The organism is Sphingobium sp. (assembly GCF_035511395.1).
Classification (GTDB): domain Bacteria; phylum Pseudomonadota; class Alphaproteobacteria; order Sphingomonadales; family Sphingomonadaceae; genus Sphingobium.
The window spans coordinates 1-16,469 of the sequence record NZ_DATKFP010000091.1 but is presented as its reverse complement, the minus strand read 5'-3'; the positions used below and the strand labels follow the sequence as shown (position 1 = coordinate 16,469).

Here is a 16,469-nt window from a genome sequence, read left to right as displayed (position 1 = left end):
CTGCTATTATACGGTCGTTAAATTGGAGGCGGGGCGAGTGGAGCAGGGGCGGTCGAACGGGGAAGATCCCGATGCGGGATGGAGCCTGCCGGCCTGGACCTATGCAGATGCCGAGTTTCTTGGCATGGAGGTGGAGCGGATCTTCCGTCCGTCCTGGCAGATCGTCTGCCATCTGTCCGACATAGGCGCGCCGGGCGATTTCCACACGCTCGACTATCTGGGCGAAAGCGTGGTGTTGATCCGGGGCGATGACGGCATGGTGCGCGGCTTCACCAATGTCTGCCGCCATCGCGGGGCGCGGATCGTGGACGGCACCAGCGGCTGCGCGAAGAAGCTGGTCTGCCCCTATCATGGCTGGACCTATGAGACGGACGGACGGCTGTCGGGCGTGCCGATGAAGGCCAGCTATGGCGACGCCTTCGCGCTGGCGGACCATGGACTTAGTCCCGTCGCGGTGGAGGCGTGGCAGGGTTTTCTGTTCGTGCGGCTGGTCGACGATGGCGGGCCGTCGGTGGCGGAGATGATGGCGCCCTATGCCGCAGAGATTGCGCCCTATCGTTTCGAGGAACTGCGCGCATTGGGGCGGGTAACGCTGCGCCCGCGCGCGGTGAACTGGAAGAATATCGGCGACAATTATTCGGACGGGCTGCATATCGCGGTGGCGCATCCGGGCCTCAAGCGGCTGATGGGTGAGGGCTATGGCGTGGAAGCCTCGCTCCATGCCGACAAGATGTGGGGACCGATCCTCGACCGTCCGTCGGCCAATCTGTCGGAGCGGGCCTATCAGCACTTCCTGCCGCCAGTGCCGCACCTGCCGGCGGAACGGCAGCGGCTGTGGACCTATTACAAGCTCTGGCCCAATTTCGCCTTCGACATCTATCCCGATCAGGTCGATTTCATGCAATGGTTGCCGGTGTCGCCGACCCGGACGCTGATCCGGGAGATCAGCTACGCGCTGCCCGATGAGCGCCGGGAGATGAAGGCGGCGCGCTATCTCAACTGGCGGATCAACCGGCAGGTCAATGCGGAGGATACGGCGCTGGTCGGGCGGGTGCAGGCGGGCATGGCGTCCGCCAGCTTCACCGTGGGGCCGCTCAGCGAGCAGGAAGTGGCGCTGCGGCATTTTTGCGGACGCGTGCGGCAGGCCATTCCGCAGGCGCGGCTGCATCGTGCGCCGGCGATGGGGTGGTCGTCGGGCGGCACGGGTTATCTTGGGGGAAATAAAAATGACGAAATCCTATGACGCCGTCATCATCGGTGGCGGGCATAACGGGCTGGTCTGCGCCTTCTATCTGGCGCGGGCGGGCTACAGGGTGCGTATCCTGGAGCGGCGCGATGTCGTCGGCGGCGCGGCGGTGACGGAGGAATTTCATCCCGGCTTCCGCAATTCGACCGCCAGCTACACGGTCAGCCTGCTCAATCCCAAGGTCATCCACGACATGAAGCTGGCCGACCATGGCTATCGCGTGATCGAGCGGCCGATCAGCAATTTCCTCCCCCAGCTCGATGGCGGCTATCTGAAGCTGGGCGGGGGGCTGGAAAAGACGCAGGCGGAGTTCCGCAAGTTCAGCGCGAAGGATGCCGAGGCGCTGCCCGCTTATTATGATGCACTGGAGGTGGTGGCGGACGTGCTGCGCGATCTGGTGCTGAAAAGCCCGCCCAATGTCGGCGATGGCCTGACCATGATCGTGGAAGCGCTGAAGCAGGGGCGGCGGATCGCGGGCCTGACGCTGGAGCAGCAGCGCGACGTGCTGGACCTGTTCACCAAGTCGGCGCGGGGCTTCCTCGACAGCTGGTTCGAGAGCGATGCGGTGAAGGCGGCGTTTGGCTTCGACGCGGTCGTGGGCAATTATGCCAGCCCCGATACGCCCGGCAGCGCCTATGTGCTGCTGCACCATGTGTTCGGCGAGGTGAACGGCAGGAAGGGCGCCTGGGGCCACAGCGTCGGCGGCATGGGCGCGATCACGCAGATCATGGCGCAGGTCATAACCGCCATGGGCGTGGAGCTCAGCCTGGAAGCGCCGGTCGCTTCGGTGCTAGTGGATGGCGGACGCGCCGTGGGCGTCAGGCTGGACAGCGGCGAGGAGGTGATGGGCCGCACGGTGATCGCCAATGTCGGGCCGAAGCTGCTTTACGAGCGCCTGATGGACCCGGCCGATCTGCCCGCCGATTTTACCCGGCGGATCAAGGCTTTCAAGACAGGATCGGGCACGTTCCGGATGAATGTGGCGCTGTCGGCGCTGCCCGACTTCACCTGCCTGCCGGGCGTGGGCGAGCATCACCAGTCGGGCATCATCATCGCGCCGACACTCGACTATATGGACCGGGCGTTTCTGGATGCGAAGCGCGACGGCTGGTCGAGGGAGCCGATCGTGGAGATGCTGATCCCCTCGACCATCGACGACAGCCTGGCGCCGGAGGGATGCCATGTGGCGAGCCTCTTCTGCCAGCAGTTCGCGCCGGAGCTGCCCGACGGCCGCAGTTGGGATGAGGAGCGCGAGGCCGCGGCGGATCATATCATCGCGACGGTGGAGGCGCATGCGCCAGGCTTTGGGAAGTCGGTGATCGCGCGGCAGATCCACTCGCCGCTGGATCTGGAGCGCAAGTTCGGCCTGATCGGTGGCGACATCATGCACGGCAACCTGACGCTGGACCAGATGTGGGCGGCGCGCCCGGTACTGGGTCACGGCGCCTATCGCGGGCCGGTGAAGGGCCTCTACATGTGCGGCGCGGGTACGCATCCGGGCGGCGGCGTCACCGGCGCGCCGGGCCATAATGCCGCGCGCGAAGTGCTGAAGGACGGCGCGATCTGGCGGCGCTGGCGGTAGATGGGTGGCGGGGCTGAAAGATCGAATCCCACTTGCGCGGAAACAGGTTTCCAATGAAACATCGAGTCCAGGGCAGGTCTGCCAATGTAGCAGATAGAACCTTTAACCGACTTGATATTCAGCCTTGTGTCGAAGGCAGCCATAGCGGTTCCTGTACATAGGTCCGCAAGGCGATCATGTCCAACGCTCGAAGTCCTGCCAGATCAAGTATGAAGTCCCTGCCGTGGCGTCGAAGTAGCGAACGGCCTTCGAGTTCGTGGAGCATTCGGTTGACGTGAACAGCGGTCAGCCCCAATAAATCTGCTATCATTTCCTGGGTCATGGGTATTGGTAGCCAGCCCGCTTCAGTCTGCCCGGCGTGAAGAAGGCGGTCATGCAGGTCAATCAGGAAGCGTGCAAGCCGTCCGACCGCAGACATGCGTCCCACGGCTGCCAGCATGTCCATGAGCGCGACGCGCTCCTTATTAGCACTCAGGAACAGGCTCATGCCCAAGCGCGGATGTTCTGCGAATATGTCGGCAAGGCGGGAAAGTGGGACGCATTTGACCGTGCAATCGGTGATCGCGGTCAACGTTTCAACGGCGCTTATGTTGGCGAGGCTGGGCGCGCCAAGGACGTCTCCCGGAATATGCACTTTGAAAAATTGTCGCGCGCCATCCTTTAGGGTCATGGACGAAGCGACCCAACCTTCAGTTAGCAGATATATATGCTGAACCGCTGCCCCTTCGTGGCGCAGTGTCGAGCGGCGCTTGCAACGAAGTGTCTCGGTGGCAGACGCGCGTACGGCCTCTTGCTCACGGGACGTCAAGGCCACGAACTCGGAAAATCGACTGGGCGGCAATACTGCAACTCCGCTTAGGCAGCAGCCCAATAGGATTTTTAGATGAAGGGCGCTTTAAACGAGATCAGCCAGTAACGCTTGCAGAGCGGATAGGGAGCCATCAACTGCGGCTGCTCGGCAACTGAGTATCGACATCGCTTTTGAACGCCCCGTTCTGCTCGCCTCCGCTCGCTTCCCCGCGCATGAAAAAGGGCGGCAACCCGAAGGTGCCGCCTCATTTCCCGGACATGAACCGGATCGGTTCGCCCTGCGGACATAGCCGCAGGGCAGTCCGATTACTTCAGCTCGACGGTCGCACCGGCTTCTTCCAGCTGCTTCTTCAGCTTTTCGGCTTCGTCCTTGTTCACGCCTTCCTTGACGGCCTTCGGAGCGCCTTCGACCAGAGCCTTGGCTTCGGTCAGGCCCAGGCCGGTGATGGCGCGGACTTCCTTGATGACGTTGATCTTCTTGCCACCGTCGCCGGTCAGGATGACGTCGAATTCGGTCTGCTCTTCAGCAGCGGCAGCAGCCGGGGCGCCAGCGGCGGGGCCGGCGACGGCGACGGCAGCAGCGGCCGAAACGCCCCACTTTTCTTCCAGAGCCTTCGACAGCTCAGCGGCTTCGAGGACGGTGAGGGCCGAGAGCTGGTCGACCAGAGCGTTGATGTCTGCCATGATATATTTCCTTTTTTGGGGCGATATGCCCCGTCAGATGAGGGTCAAAAAATCGGAGGGCGAACGGCTCAGGCCGCTTCCTTCTCCGCATAGGCGTTGAAGACGCGCGCAAGCTGCGCAGCCGGTGCCTGGGTGACGGTTGCGAGCTTGGTAGCCGGGGCGACCAGAAGGCCGACCAGCTTCGCACGCAGTTCATCCAGCGACGGCATCGATGCCAGGGCCTTGACGCCCTCCGCATCGAGCAGCACTTCGCCCATCGCGCCGCCAACGATCTCAAGCTTGTCGTTGGTCTTGGCGAATTCGATCGCAACCTTGGCGGCGGCGACCGGATCGACCGAGGAGGCGAGGCCAACCGGGCCGGTCAGCAGGTCGCTGATCGGGCCGTAGGCGGTGCCATCAAGGGCGATACGGGCGAGGCGGTTCTTCGTAACCTTGTAGGACGCACCGGCTTCGCGCATCTTCTGGCGCAGGACGGTCGACTGGGCGACGGTCATGCCGAGGTTGCGGGTCACGACGACCACGCCAACTTCTGCCAGCTCTGCGTTCAGCGCGGAAACGACCTCAGCTTTCTGATTACGATCCATGCCATTACTCCACTTCATGTTCGCTTCGCCTGACAGCCAAGCGAACGGCTAAAACCCACGCCTTGCGGCATGGGGCACTTAGGTCCGAAGGGGAGAGGTCGACTGGCCCGCATCCATGAGGAACAGGCAGACCCGAATCAGGCGCGAAGCCTGTCCGGTAAAGAACTTTTCCCCGTCTAGGCTGGAGATTAAGAAGGGCAGATTCCCTTCACCAACGGTCTCGGACGGAGGATCCAAGGGATCCGCTGATCGCGCCTTTACGGCAAGTGTAGTGGTTTGTCACGCGGAATCTAAGTCGTCCGGAATGGTTTCGCCATTGAGGCGTTCGAGTGTAACTTTGTGCGATGTGGGGCGGGGCAAGACGGGCCCAGATAGCGTCATTCATGTGGACGCGACTATTTGAGGTCAGAAGGACGCTGCCAGCGACAACGAAGCCTTTCGTCGTAACCAGGCTTTTCCCCTTGAGACGGACCAACAGATCGGCGGTGTCGAATGACGGCTCCCTTTGGGCCGGATATGCTGGCCAGAAAAATAAAAGGCCCGCCGATGCCGGCAGGCCTTTTCTGCGTCCCGAAGAGCGCCAAGAGCTTGGGAGCCGCTCCTGATCCAGGATGCGGCTCCCAAGCTTTTTTATTCCATATCCTCGGTGGTGAAGTCCTCACCCTGGACGGCACCCAGCGGATCGTCGCCGATCGCGGCTTCCGGACCCTGGCGCAGTTCGGCGGCATGCTCTTCGGCAGCCGTTTTGGGCGCGATCAGGTCCACCTGGCTGGCGGCGCGGAGCGCTGCGCGCATCGCCGCGTCGCGCGAAGAGGCCGCAACGCGCATGCGATTCATGCCCGCACCGGTGCCTGCCGGGATGAGACGGCCGACGATGACGTTTTCCTTCAAACCGACGAGCGTGTCCTTCTTGCCCTGGACCGCCGCTTCCGTGAGGACGCGGGTGGTTTCCTGGAACGACGCCGCCGAGATGAACGAACGGGTCTGGAGCGAGGCCTTGGTGATGCCGAGCAGCACCGGCTTGCCCGCGGCGGGCGCGAAGCCCGGCTGGAGCTTGCTGTTGATCTCGTCCATTTCCTCGCGGTCGACCTGCTCGCCCACCAGCAGCGTGGTGTCGCCGGACTCGATGATCTCGACCTTCTGCAACATCTGACGAACGATCGTTTCGATGTGCTTGTCGTTGATCTTCACGCCCTGCAAGCGATAGACTTCCTGGATTTCCGCGACCAGATATTCGGCCAGCGGCTCGATGCCGAGAACTTCCAGAATGTCATGCGGATCGGGCGAACCGCCGATCAGGTTATCGCCGCGCTTCACGAAGTCGCCTTCCTGAACGTCGATCACCTTGCTCTTGGGGATCAGATATTCGACCGGCTCGCCGCCATCCTCGGGATTGATGGCGATCTTGCGCTTCGCCTTGTAGTCCTTGAGGAACTGGACGCGGCCCGACACCTTGGCAATGATCGCATTGTCCTTGGGCTTGCGGGCTTCGAACAGTTCGGCGACGCGCGGCAGACCACCGGTGATGTCGCGGGTCTTGGCCGCTTCGCGGCTGACACGCGCCAGCACGTCACCGGCCTGAACCTGCGCACCGTCGTCGACCGACAGGGTCGCACCCACCGCCAGCATGTAGCGGGCAGCTTCGCCCGAATTGTCGTCCAGCAGGGTCAGGCGCGGACGGAGATCTTCCTTCGTCCTGGCGGCGCCACGATGTTCGATCACCACGCGCTGCGCGATGCCGGTGGCTTCGTCGGTCTGCTCGGTCAGCGTCTTGTTGTCGATCAGGTCGACATACTTAACGATACCGGGCTTTTCGGTGATCACCGGCATGGTGAACGGATCCCACTCGGCGAAGCGATCGCCCTTCTTCACTGCGTCGCCATCCGCGAACAGGATGGTGGCGCCGTAAGGCAGGCGGTGCGTTTCGCGCTCGCGACCTTCATTGTCGATGATCGCGATCTCGCCGTTGCGGGCGAGCGAGAGGCGACGGCCGTTCTTGTCCATGATGGTCGGCATGTCGCGCAGCTCGATCGTGCCGTCCGACATGGATTCAAGGTTCGACGTTTCGTTGAAGTTCGCCGCGCCGCCGATGTGGAAGGTACGCATGGTCAGCTGCGTACCCGGTTCACCGATGGACTGCGCCGCGATGACGCCGACCGCTTCACCGATATTGACCGGCGTACCGCGGGCGAGGTCACGGCCATAGCACTTGCCGCACACGCCCATCCGGCTTTCACAGATCAGCGGGCTGCGGATCTTCACGGCCTGCGTGCCGATCGCCTCGATCTGGGCGATCATCGCTTCGTCCAGCAGGGTGCCGATCGGGATGACGATGCTGCCATCCTTGCTGTCGACGATGTCCTGCGCCGTGGTGCGGCCCAGGATGCGCTCGCCGAGCGAGGCGATGACCGAACCACCCTGAACGATGGCCTTCATCTCCAGCGCCTTTTCGGTGCCGCAATCTTCCTCGACGATGGTGCAGTCCTGCGACACGTCGACCAGACGGCGGGTCAGGTAACCCGAGTTCGCCGTCTTGAGCGCGGTGTCGGCCAGACCCTTACGAGCGCCGTGGGTCGAGTTGAAATATTCAAGGACGGTCAGGCCTTCCTTGAAGTTCGAGATGATCGGCGTTTCGATGATCTCGCCCGAAGGCTTGGCCATCAGGCCGCGCATACCGGCCAACTGCTTCATCTGCGCCTGCGAACCACGGGCACCGGAATGCGCCATCATGTAGATCGAGTTGATGGGCGCCATGCGACCATTCTCGTCCTTGGGCTGGGCACGGATCTCGTCCATCATGGCGTTCGCGACCTGGTCGCCGCAACGGCTCCAGGCGTCGATCACCTTGTTGTACTTTTCCTGCTGCGTGATCAGACCGTCCTGATACTGCTGCTCGTAATCGGCAACCAGCGCCTTGGTTTCGTCGACCAGCGTCACCTTGCTGTCGGGGATGACCATGTCGTCCTTGCCGAACGAGATGCCGGCCTGGAACGCGTGGCGGAAGCCCAGCGACATGATGGCGTCGGCGAACAGCACCGTGTCCTTCTGGCCGGTGTGACGATAGACCTGGTCGATGACGTCACCGATTTCCTTCTTGGTGAGAAGGCGGTTGACGACGTCGAAGGGCACCTTGTGCGACTTGGGGAGGCATTCGCCCAGCAGCATGCGGCCCGGCGTGGTCTCGAAGCGCTTCATATACTGCTGACCGTTTTCATCGGTCTGCGGCACACGGCTGACGATCTTCGAGTGCAGGGTGACGGCCTTGGCATAGAGGGCCTGGTGGACCTCCTGCATGTCGGACAGCAGCATGCCTTCGCCCGGCTCGCCCTCGCGCTCCATGGACAGGTAATAGATACCCAGAACCATGTCCTGCGACGGAACGATGATTGGCTTGCCGTTGGCGGGCGAGAGGATGTTGTTGGTCGACATCATCAGCACGCGCGCTTCCAGCTGGGCTTCCAGCGAGAGCGGAACGTGGACGGCCATCTGGTCACCGTCGAAGTCGGCGTTGAAGGCCGAGCAGACGAGCGGGTGCAACTGGATTGCCTTGCCTTCGATCAGGACCGGCTCGAACGCCTGAATGCCCAGACGGTGCAGCGTCGGCGCGCGGTTCAGCATGACCGGGTGCTCGCGAATGACTTCGTCGAGGATGTCCCAGACTTCCTTGCGTTCCTTTTCGACCCACTTCTTGGCCTGCTTCAGGGTCATGGACAGACCCTTGGCGTCGAGGCGGGCGTAGATGAACGGCTTGAACAGTTCGAGCGCCATCTTCTTGGGCAGGCCGCACTGGTGCAGCTTGAGTTCCGGACCGGTCACGATGACCGAACGACCCGAATAGTCGACGCGCTTGCCGAGCAGGTTCTGACGGAAGCGGCCCTGCTTGCCCTTGAGCATGTCGGACAGCGACTTGAGCGGACGCTTGTTGGCACCGGTGATGACGCGACCACGGCGGCCGTTGTCGAACAGGGCGTCGACGGCTTCCTGCAACATGCGCTTTTCGTTGCGGACGATGATGTCCGGCGCACGCAGCTCCATCAGGCGCTTCAGACGATTGTTACGGTTGATGACGCGGCGATACAGGTCGTTGAGGTCCGACGTCGCGAAACGACCGCCGTCCAGCGGAACCAGCGGGCGCAGTTCCGGCGGAATGACAGGAACGACGTCCAGGATCATCCATTCGGGACGGTTGCCCGATTCCAGGAAGGACTCGACGACCTTCAGGCGCTTGATGATCTTCTTGGGCTTCAGTTCCGACTTGGTGGTCGCCAACTCGTCGAGCAGCGCGACCTTCTCGCCTTCGAGGTCGAGGTCCATCAGCATCTGCTTGACGGCCTCGGCGCCGATACCGGCCGAGAAGGCGTCTTCGCCATACTCATCCTGCGCGTCGAGCAGTTCGTCCTCGGTCAGCAGCTGGAACTTCTCCAGCGGCGTCAGGCCGGGTTCGGTGACGATGTAGGATTCGAAGTAGAGGACGCGCTCAAGCTGCTTGAGCTGCATGTCGAGCAGCAGGCCGATGCGCGAAGGCAGCGACTTGAGGAACCAGATGTGCGCGACCGGGGCGGCCAGCTCGATATGGCCCATGCGTTCGCGGCGGACCTTCGACACGGTCACTTCGACGCCGCACTTTTCGCAGACGATGCCCTTGTACTTCATGCGCTTGTACTTGCCGCACAGGCATTCATAGTCCTTGATCGGACCGAAGATGCGCGCGCAGAACAGGCCGTCACGCTCGGGCTTGAACGTGCGATAGTTGATGGTTTCCGGCTTCTTGATCTCGCCGAAGGACCAGCTGCGGATGCGCTCGGGCGAGGCAAGACCGATCTGGATCTGGTCGAAGGTTTCCGGCTTCTGGATCGGATTGGCGAAGTTCGTCAGTTCGTTCATATTTCAAGTCCCTCTAGAGGGTGTATTTTCCGGGGCGAAGAAGGGGAGGGGGCGCCGCCGAAAGCAGCGCCCGGCCATCCCTTATTCCGCCGCCTGCGCCATGCCGTCGTCGTCCTCGACCTCGTCCATCGCGGCGAGTTCGACGTTGAGGCCCAGCGAGCGCATTTCCTTGACCAGCACGTTGAAGCTTTCGGGGATGCCGGCCTCGAACGTGTCGTCGCCCTTGACGATCGCCTCGTAGACCTTGGTGCGGCCGACCACGTCGTCCGACTTCACCGTCAGCATTTCCTGGAGCGTGTAGGCGGCGCCATAGGCCTGGAGCGCCCACACTTCCATTTCACCGAAGCGCTGGCCACCGAACTGCGCCTTACCGCCCAGCGGCTGCTGGGTGACGAGCGAGTAGGGGCCGATCGAGCGTGCGTGAATCTTGTCGTCGACCAGGTGGTGCAGTTTCAGGACGTACTTGTAGCCGACAGTGACCTTGCGGTCGAAGCTGTCGCCCGAACGGCCGTCATACAGCGTAACCTGACCCGATTCATCCAGACCGGCCAGCTTCAACATCGCCGACACGTCGGCTTCGACTGCGCCGTCGAACACCGGCGTCGCCATCGGCACGCCGCCACGGACATTCTGCGCCAGCTCGACGATATCCTCGGGACTGCGCTGATCGATCTCGGCGGTGTAATTGTCGCCATAGATCGTCTTGAGCAGTTCCTTCACCGCCTCGGGGGGCTGGCCCGCCTCGGGGTTCGGATTGGCTTCGTGCCAGTCGTCCAGAGCCTTGCCGATCTGGGCGCCCAGACCGCGCGCGGCCCAGCCCAGATGGGTTTCGAAGATCTGGCCGACGTTCATGCGCGACGGCACGCCCAACGGATTCAGCACGAAGTCGACCGGCGTGCCATCCTCCAGGAACGGCATGTCTTCGGCCGGCAGGATGCGCGAGATGATGCCCTTGTTGCCGTGACGGCCGGCCATCTTGTCGCCTGGTTGCAGCTTGCGCTTCACCGCGACGAAAACCTTGACCATCTTCAGCACGCCCGGCGGCAGCTCGTCACCGCGTTGCAGCTTGTCGACGCGGTCCTCGAACTTCTCGACGATCAGCTTCACCGCTTCGTCATACTGCGCCTTGACGGCTTCGATACCGGTCTGACGGACATCGTCCTCGACCGCGAACTTCCACCATTCGTGACGCTCGACTTCGCCCAGCAGGGCCTCATCGATGACCACGCCCTTCTTGACGCCCTTGGGGGCGGCCGAAGCGGTCTGGCCGAGCAGCATTTCCTGCAAACGGTTGAAGGTCGCACGGTTCAGAATGCCGCGTTCGTCCTCACGGTCCTTGGCGAGACGGTCGATTTCCTCCCGCTCGATCGCCATGGCGCGCTCGTCCTTGTCGATGCCGTGACGGTTGAACACGCGCACTTCCACGACGGTACCGGCAACGCCCGGCGGCAGACGCAGGGACGTGTCGCGCACGTCGCTCGCCTTTTCACCGAAGATCGCGCGGAGCAGCTTTTCTTCCGGGGTCATCGGCGATTCACCTTTGGGGGTGATCTTGCCGACCAGAATGTCGCCCGGCTCCACTTCGGCGCCAATGTAGACGATGCCCGCCTCGTCGAGGTTGCGCAGCGCTTCCTCGCCGACGTTCGGGATGTCGCGGGTAATGTCTTCCGGACCCAGCTTGGTGTCGCGGGCCATGACCTCGAACTCCTCGATATGGATCGAGGTGAAGACGTCATCCTTCACGATCCGCTCGGAGATCAGGATGGAGTCTTCATAGTTGTAGCCGTTCCAGGGCATGAACGCGACGAGCACGTTGCGGCCCAGCGCCAGCTCGCCGAACTCGGTCGATGGGCCGTCGGCGATGACTTCGCCGGCCTGGATCAGTTCGCCCACCTTCACCAGCGGACGCTGGTTGATGCAGGTGTCCTGGTTGGACCGCTGGAACTTCTGGAGCGTGTAGATGTCGACGCCCGACTGGCCGGGTTCGACATCGCCGGTCGCGCGGATCACGATACGGGTCGCGTCGACCTGGTCGACGATGCCCGCGCGGCGAGCCGCGATGGCAGCGCCCGAGTCACGCGCAACCGTGCCTTCCATGCCGGTGCCGACGAACGGCGCCTCGGCACGGACCAGCGGCACGGCCTGACGCTGCATGTTCGAACCCATGAGCGCGCGGTTGGCGTCGTCATTTTCCAGGAACGGAATGAGCGAGGCCGCGACCGATACCAGCTGCTTGGGGCTGACGTCCATCAAAGTGATGTTGTCCTTGGGGGACATCAGGAATTCGCCGGCTTCACGCGCGGAGATCAGGTCTTCGGTGAAGCTGCCGTCGGCATTCACTTCAGCGTTGGCCTGCGCGATCGTGTGCTTGGCTTCTTCCATCGCCGACAGATAGACGACTTCGTTCGTCACCTTGCCGTCGATCACCTTGCGGTAGGGCGTTTCGATGAAGCCATATTTGTTGACGCGGCTGAACGTCGCGAGGCTGTTGATCAGACCGATGTTCGGGCCTTCCGGCGTTTCGATCGGGCAGATACGGCCGTAGTGGGTCGGGTGAACGTCGCGGACTTCGAAGCCGGCGCGCTCACGGGTCAGACCGCCCGGCCCAAGCGCCGACACGCGGCGCTTGTGGGTGACTTCCGACAACGGGTTGGTCTGGTCCATGAACTGCGACAGCTGCGACGAGCCGAAGAATTCACGCACTGCGGCCACGGCGGGCTTCGCGTTGATGAGGTCGTTCGGCATCACGGTCGACACGTCGACCGACGACATGCGTTCCTTGACCGCACGCTCCATGCGCAGCAGGCCGACGCGATACTGGTTTTCCAGCAGTTCGCCGACCGAGCGGACGCGCCGGTTGCCGAGATTGTCGATATCGTCGATCTCGCCCTTGCCGTCCTTCAGGTTCACCAGTTCCTTGACCACGGCGAGGATGTCCTCGACGCGCAGAGTGGTGACGGTGTCCTCGGCGTCCAGGTCGAGGCGCATGTTCATCTTGACGCGGCCGACGGCCGACAGGTCATAGCGTTCGGCGTCGAAGAAAAGGCCGGCGAACAGGGCTTCGGCGGTTTCCTTCGTCGGCGGTTCGCCGGGACGCATGACGCGATAGATATCGCTCAGAGCCTGATCGCGTTCCTCGGCCTTGTCGGCCTTCAGCGTATTGCGGATCCAGGGGCCGGTGGTGACATGGTCGATGTCCAGCAGTTCCAGGCGATCGATGCCCGCACGGTCCAGCTTTTCGAGGTTTTCGGGCGACACTTCGTCGCCGGCCTCAATGTAGATTTCGCCGGTGCTCTCGTTGATCAGGTCATAGGCGCTGTAGCGGCCGAAGATTTCCTCGGTCGGGATCAGCAGCGTTTCGAGGCCGTCCTTCTCCGCCTTGTTGGCGGCGCGGGGGCTGATCTTGTGGCCGGCGGCGAACACGACTTCGCCCGACTTGGCGTCGACGATGTCGAAGGCCGGTTTCAGGCCACGCCATGCTTCGGCGGTGTAGGGAATCTGCCAGCCGCCTTCGCCGCGCAGGAAGACCACCTTGTTGTAGAACTGGCCCAGGATTTCCTCGGCGGTCAGGCCCAGCGCATAGAGCAGCGCCGTGACCGGCAGCTTGCGCTTGCGGTCGATACGGACGTTGACGATGTCCTTGGCGTCGAATTCGAAGTCCAGCCACGAACCGCGGTACGGAATGACGCGCGCGGCGAAGAGGTACTTGCCCGACGAGTGGGTCTTGCCACGGTCATGGTCGAACAGGACGCCCGGCGAACGGTGCATCTGCGACACGATGACTCGCTCGGTGCCGTTGACGATGAAGGTGCCGTTCTGCGTCATGAGCGGCATGTCGCCCATGTACACGTCCTGCTCCTTGATATCGAGGACCGAACGGGTTTCGGTGTCCTGATCGACTTCGAACACGATCAGGCGCAGCGTGACGCGCATCGGCGCCGCATAGGTGATGCCGCGCTGACGGCATTCCTCGACGTCGTACTTCGGGTCTTCGAGTTCGTAGTGAACGAAGTCCATCTCCGCGGTGCCGGCGAAGTCGCGGATCGGGAAGACCGAACGCAGGGTCTTTTCCAGGCCCGACACATAGCCGATCGACGGATCGGAGCGCAGGAACTGTTCGTAGCTCTCCCTTTGTACTTCGATCAGGTTCGGCATCTGCACCACTTCGTGGATGTCGCCGAACACCTTGCGGATGCGCTTCTTAGCGCCGGTGTTGATCGTTGGGAGAGCCTTGGTCGCCATGCGTTGTCCTTGCCTTCATTCGTCGCGTTTTTTCGCATCCCGGCGAAAATTCAGTCTGGCGTGGCCGATAAAAGGGGTGATTCGCCCTTTTTCCGCCACGCAAAAAAGTGCGGGCCGGGACTGTCCGATCCGCACTGCCAGCGTCTGGTGATCCCAGGATTTCCGCCCATTCTACTCGAAGCCGTGCGCAAGGCGGCCCGAAACCCGGCATGAAATCCAAGGCCGGTCCATGGGCGCAGGAAGTGCCGTCCGGACCGGATTACGATCGCCGATATAGGACCATATGCTGGATTTGTGAAGAGGGCAGGCGCGATCCGGAAGGGGAAATATCGTTATACCCGGTCCGCCTGCACTACGATGTCGAGCGCTCTCAATGCCGACAGGATGCGATTGAGATGCTGCGCGTCGGCGACTTCCAGATCGATGATGTCGGTGTGAAAGGGGCCTTCGCGGTTGACCAGCTGGAGGTTGAGGATGTTCGCCTTTGTCGCGCCGAACACGTTGGCGACGGCGGCGAGCGCACCGGGCTGGTTCTTGACGATGACCGAGAGGCGCGCGGTGCCGCCCTTGGACTTGCTGTCCCAGGCCAGGTCGACCCAATCGTCATCCTGATCCACCTCCAGCGACCGGCAATCGATCGTGTGGACTTCAATCGGTTCCCCCGTCCGTCGCACCCCGACGATGCGATCGCCCGGCACGGGGTGACAACAATCGGACAGATTATAGGCGATGCCGGGCGTCAGGCCGCGGATCGAGACCGGCTCATGCTGGCGCGGATGGGCTTCCTCCATCCCCTCGGCCGTGGTCGAGCCGGGGATCAGCGCCTCCATGAGTTCCGAATCGAGCACGCGATGGGTGGCGATCGCGACCATCAGCGACGCGCGGTCCTCCAACTTCAGCCGTTTGAGCGCAGCGGCCAGCGCCTTGTCACCCAGTTCCTTGGCGAGGTCGGGCGAAAAGCGGCCGATAATCTCCTCATAGAGCTTTTCGCCCAGCTTGATCTCCTCGCCACGCTGCTTCTGGCGGATGAAGCGGCGGATGGCGGCGCGGGCCTTGCCGGTGATGGCGAAGGTCAGCCAGCCGGGTTGCGGCTCCTGTCCCTCGGACTTCAGGATTTCGACTTGGTCGCCATTTTCCAGATTGGTACGCAACGGCACGACCCGGCCGTTGACCTTCGCGCCGACGGTCTGGTTGCCTAGCGATGTATGAACCGCATAGGAGAAGTCGACCGGCGTCGATCCCTTGGGCAACTGGTGCAACTCGCCTTTGGGGGTGAAGGCGAAGATGCGATCCTGGTACATCGCCATACGGGTATGTTCGAGCAGTTCGTCCGCATCCTGGCTCTGCTCCAGGATTTCGACCAGATCGCGTAGCCAGGCGGCATGATGGTCGGCGGCGTCGCCCTTCTGCTTGTAAGCCCAGTGCGCGGCCAGCCCCAGTTCCGCGTCATTATGCATGTCGCGGCTGCGAATCTGCACCTCGATACGGGCATTGTCCTGATGGATGACGGTCGTGTGCAGCGACTGATAGCCGTTGCGCTTGGGCGTCGAGATATAATCCTTGAACCGGCCGGGGACCATCTTGAAGGTCTGGTGGATGATGCCGAGCGCGCGGTAGCAATCCTCGATCGTGTCGGTAATGACGCGAAAGGCCATGACGTCGGTCAACTGCTCGAAACTGATATGCCGTTCCTGCATCTTCTTCCAGATGGAATAGGGATGCTTCTCGCGACCCGACACCGTCACCGACATGCCCTTGCCGCCCAGCAGCAATTGCAGTTCCGCGCCGATCCGGTCGACCTTGTCATGGCCGCCTTCCTTCAACTGCTCCAGCCGCTTGGTGATGCTGTCATAGGCTTCCGGCTCGATCTCGCGGAACGACAGCAACTGCATCTCGCGCATGAAATCATACATGCCGATTCGCTCCGCGAGCGGAGCGTAAATATCCATGGTCTCGCGAGCGATGCGACGGCGCTTGTCCGGATTCTTGATGAAGTGCAGCGTGCGCATGTTGTGCAGCCGGTCGGCCAGCTTCACCAGCAGCACACGGATGTCGTCCGACATGGCAAGCAGGAACTTGCGAAGATTCTCCGCAGCTCGCTCGTTTTCGGACATCGCCTCGATCTTGGACAGCTTGGTCACGCCATCGACCATGCGGGCGACATCCTTGCCGAAGGCGCTCTCAATCTCCTCATAGGTGACGAGCGTATCCTCGATCGTGTCATGCAGCAGCGCTGTCACGATGGTCTGGTCGTCCAGGTTGAAGTCGGTCAATATGCCTGCGACTTCAATTGGATGGCTGAAATAGGGGTCGCCGCTCGCGCGCTTCTGGCTGCCATGCTTCTGGACCGAAAAGACATAGGCGCGGTTGATCATCGCCTCGTCCGCGTCCGGATCGTAGCGCTTTACTCGTTCGACAAGTTCATATTGGCGTAGCA

8 protein-coding genes are annotated in these 16,469 nt (G+C 62.4%); 2 read left to right on the top strand and 6 right to left on the bottom strand.

What is annotated here, in order from left to right; translation table 11 throughout:
- The first annotated feature begins 37 nt into the window (after positions 1-37).
- Entirely contained in the window at positions 38-1,243 is a 1,206-nt protein-coding gene (locus VMR39_RS05360; RefSeq protein ID WP_325414970.1) for an aromatic ring-hydroxylating dioxygenase subunit alpha, read from the top strand.
- Positions 1,227-2,828 carry an NAD(P)/FAD-dependent oxidoreductase gene (locus VMR39_RS05355; RefSeq protein ID WP_325414969.1) on the top strand — a complete coding sequence of 534 codons (1,602 nt, stop codon included), beginning with the start codon at positions 1,227-1,229 and terminating at the stop codon, positions 2,826-2,828. The genes VMR39_RS05360 and VMR39_RS05355 overlap by 17 nt, the downstream gene beginning before the upstream one ends.
- Before the next feature lie 118 nt (positions 2,829-2,946).
- Here the strand turns inward: VMR39_RS05355 and VMR39_RS05350 are convergent, their stop codons facing one another.
- The 6 genes from VMR39_RS05350 to VMR39_RS05325 all read right to left on the bottom strand — a co-directional run.
- Positions 2,947-3,642, bottom strand: a complete 696-nt coding sequence (locus VMR39_RS05350) for a Crp/Fnr family transcriptional regulator (RefSeq protein WP_325414987.1) — start codon at positions 3,640-3,642, stop codon at positions 2,947-2,949.
- A 302-nt stretch (positions 3,643-3,944) separates the two neighbouring features.
- Positions 3,945-4,322 (bottom strand): 50S ribosomal protein L7/L12, encoded by a 378-nt coding sequence (gene rplL / locus VMR39_RS05345; RefSeq protein ID WP_066700403.1) that lies wholly within the window; start codon positions 4,320-4,322, stop codon positions 3,945-3,947.
- A gap of 68 nt (positions 4,323-4,390) precedes the next feature.
- Positions 4,391-4,906 carry a 50S ribosomal protein L10 gene (gene rplJ / locus VMR39_RS05340; RefSeq protein ID WP_325414968.1) on the bottom strand — a complete coding sequence of 172 codons (516 nt, stop codon included), beginning with the start codon at positions 4,904-4,906 and terminating at the stop codon, positions 4,391-4,393.
- 630 nt (positions 4,907-5,536) lie between these two features.
- Positions 5,537-9,790, bottom strand: a complete 4,254-nt coding sequence (rpoC, locus tag VMR39_RS05335) for a DNA-directed RNA polymerase subunit beta' (protein WP_325414967.1) — start codon at positions 9,788-9,790, stop codon at positions 5,537-5,539.
- 81 nt (positions 9,791-9,871) lie between these two features.
- On the bottom strand, positions 9,872-14,032 hold the full coding sequence (gene rpoB / locus VMR39_RS05330) for a DNA-directed RNA polymerase subunit beta (protein WP_325414966.1): 4,161 nt from the start codon (positions 14,030-14,032) through the stop codon (positions 9,872-9,874).
- A gap of 332 nt (positions 14,033-14,364) precedes the next feature.
- Positions 14,365-16,469, bottom strand: a 2,105-nt coding sequence (locus VMR39_RS05325) for a bifunctional (p)ppGpp synthetase/guanosine-3',5'-bis(diphosphate) 3'-pyrophosphohydrolase (RefSeq protein WP_325414965.1), incomplete at its 5' end; no start/stop codon positions are given.